At 77.5% G+C, this 2,688-nt stretch carries 1 protein-coding gene and 2 pseudogenes; 2 read left to right on the top strand and 1 reads right to left on the bottom strand.

Going from position 1 to position 2,688, the window contains the following annotated elements; genetic code table 11:
* Both PYV61_RS23760 and PYV61_RS23755 read left to right on the top strand, forming a co-directional pair.
* Nucleotides 1-213: pseudogene (locus PYV61_RS23760) on the top strand (nucleotidyltransferase family protein); the annotation flags it as partial.
* 57 nt (nucleotides 214-270) lie between these two features.
* Complete coding sequence (locus PYV61_RS23755; protein WP_275836355.1) at nucleotides 271-1,440, top strand: hypothetical protein; 1,170 nt, start codon at nucleotides 271-273, stop codon at nucleotides 1,438-1,440.
* Nucleotides 1,441-1,458: 18 nt separating this feature from the next.
* On the opposite strand, the pseudogene PYV61_RS23750 reads toward PYV61_RS23755, so the two are convergent.
* Nucleotides 1,459-2,688 (bottom strand): annotated as a pseudogene (locus tag PYV61_RS23750) (hypothetical protein); the annotation flags it as partial.

The following is a 2,688-nucleotide window of genomic DNA, read 5'->3' as shown; positions in this document are numbered from 1 at the left end:
GCGGCGTACGCCGGCACCGTCGGCGCGCCGGCGGCGGTGGCCCGCGCGCGGTTCGGCGAGCTGCTGGCGCTCCGAGGCGACCGCGGGGCCGGCGCGTGGCTGCGCGGTCTCGGCGACCTGGTGGCGCGTGTCCCGGTGCCGGACGCCGCGTTCGACGTCGACACCCCCGAGGACGCCGCACGGCTCGCCGCGACGCCGTCGCGGCCGACTTGACCGGCGGGAAGCCCGCGCCGTACCGTCTCCCCTCCGACGCGCCCCGACGAGGATCCCGTGCCCCTGCCCCGCCGCCGCCCTTCGCCGCACCGCTTCGGCGCGCTGCTCGCGGGGGCGCTGCTCGCGGCGGCCGCGGTCCCCGCCTGCCGCCCGTCGCCCAGGGCCGACGCGTGGGCCGCGGCGCCGGCCCCGATCGACCTGGCCGCGCAGACGGCGGCGCTCTCGGAGCCCGGCGGCTACTTCGACTCCGACAACCTGATCTCGAACGAGCGCTCGTACCTGCACGTGGTCGGCGCGCTGAAGCGGCTCGGGGTGCGCGGCGGGGCGTACATCGGCGTCGGGCCCGACCAGAACTTCTCGTACATCGCGCACGTGCGGCCGAGCATCGCGTTCATGCTCGACGTGCGTCGCGACAACCTGATCGAGCACCTGCTGTTCAAGGCGGCGTTCGGCGCGGCGCGCACGCGCGTCGAATACCTGGCGCTCCTCACCGGGCGCGCCGCGCCGGCCGACACCGAGGCGTGGCGCGGCCGGTCGGTCGAGCAGCTGGTCGCGGCCATCGACAGCACGAAGGTGACGCCGGCCAGCGAGGCCGCGGCGCGCGCGGCGATCCTGGAGGGGGCGCGGCGCACGCGCGTCCCGCTCACCGAGGCGGAGCTGGCGACGCTGTCACGCTTCCACGGCGAGTTCATCGCCAACGGGCTGGACCTGCGGTACACGAGCCGCGGGCGCATCTCGCGCGCCTTCTACCCGACGCTGCGCGACCTGCTGCTGGAGCACGACCTCGAGGGGGAGCGCACCAACTACCTGGCGCGCGAGGAGGACTTCCAGTTCGTGAAGGGGCTGCACGCGCGCGACCTGATCATCCCGGTCACGGGGAACCTCGGCGGCGACCACGCGCTGGCGGCCGTGGGGCGGCTGGTGGCCGCGCGCGGCGAGCGGGTGTCGGTGCTCTACACGTCGAACGCCGAGGACTACCTGATGCGCGACGGGCTGTTCCCGAAGTTCGCGCGCAGCGTGGCGGCGCTCCCGCGGGACGCGAAGAGCGTGATCATCCGGAGCTACTTCGGCGGCTTCCGCGGCGCGCACCCGTACTCCGTCCCCGGCTACACGAGCACGCAGCTGCTGCAGTCGCTCGACGCGTTCGCGGCGCAGCAGGCGGCGGGGACGCCGAGCTACGTCGAGCTGGTCACGCGCGACGCGATCGACCCCCGTCCCCGCCCCTGACCGCGGGCGCCCGCGCGCTCAGCGACGCGCGCGGGCGAGGGAGCGGAAGTACTCGTCGACGAGCGAGCGGAAGGCGGGCGGGACGTCGCTCCCGCCCCCCTGCCGCGGCGGGTCGCCGGCCTCGCCGGCCAGGCGGCGGCGGAGCGCGAACTCCAGCGCCTTGAGGCCGTCGGCGACGTCGGTCTGCAGCCGCTCGAGCGTCGCGGCGTCGTTGTAGGTCCCGCGCCCCTCGAGGCCGCGCATGCGGTCGATCAACTGGTCGAGCTCGCGCGTGCCCATCCCCTGCTGGGCGAGGGCGCGCCGCAGCTCCTCGGCGTCCTCGCGGCGCTCGCGCGCCTCGCTGGTGAACTGGCGGACGTCCTCGGCCGAGAGGCCGCCGGCGCCCGACGGCGCCCCTCCGCGCCCGTCGCCGCCGCCGCCCTGCATGGAGCCGCCGCTGCGCGCGCCCTGGCCGTTCTGGCCGCCCTGCTGGCCGGAGCCGCCCTGGCCCTGCCCCTGACCCTCGCCCTGCCCCTGGCCCTCACCCTGGCCCTGCCCTTGGCCCTGGCCCTGCTGCCCGCCCTGCCCCTGCCCGCGCCCCTGCTGGCCCTGCTGGCCGGTCTGCGCCTGCCCGTTCTGGCCCTGCTGCCCCGGCTGGCCGCGCGGCCCCTGCTGGCCGTTCTGTCCGGGCTGTCCGTTCTGCCCCTGCTGCCCGGCGCCCGGACGCCACGCGGCCTCCTGCCGCTGCCGCAGCCGCTCCCCGAACGACGACATCCCCTGCGCGAGCTGGCGCGCCCGGTCGAGCGTCTGCCCCGGCCGCGCCGCGCCGCCGCCCTGCGCCGCGCCCGCGGCCTCGGCCACCCGCCGCCGCACGTCGTCGAGGTTCGCGCCGATCTGCTCCTCGAGGTTGCGCACGTAGTCGGGCGCGCCCTGCCGCAGCAGCTGCTTCGAGAACCGCACCTTGTCGAGCACGCGGGTGTCGCGGATCGCGTTCGCCCCCTCCTGCAGCTTCCGCGCGGCGTCCGGCTGCGCCGCCCGCGCCTCGCGCGACGCGCGGTCGAGGTCGCGCTCCAGCGCCGCCACCCCGGCCGCCAGCGAGTCCTTGCGCGCGTTCAGCTCCGCCTCGGGCGCCCCGAACCGCCCCTCGCCGCGCGCCACCCCTTCCGACTGCCGCGCGATCTCGCGCTTCGCCTGGGCCAGCGCGACGCCGAGCCGCTGCAGCGCCTCCGCGTCCTGCCCCGCGCGCCCGTCGCGCGAGTCGGCCAGCGC

The sequence above is a fragment of the Roseisolibacter sp. H3M3-2 genome, from assembly GCF_029211165.1.
GTDB lineage: Bacteria > Gemmatimonadota > Gemmatimonadetes > Gemmatimonadales > Gemmatimonadaceae > Roseisolibacter.
Note: the sequence above shows the minus strand (reverse complement) of the source record. Positions and strands in the feature narration are given on the sequence as shown.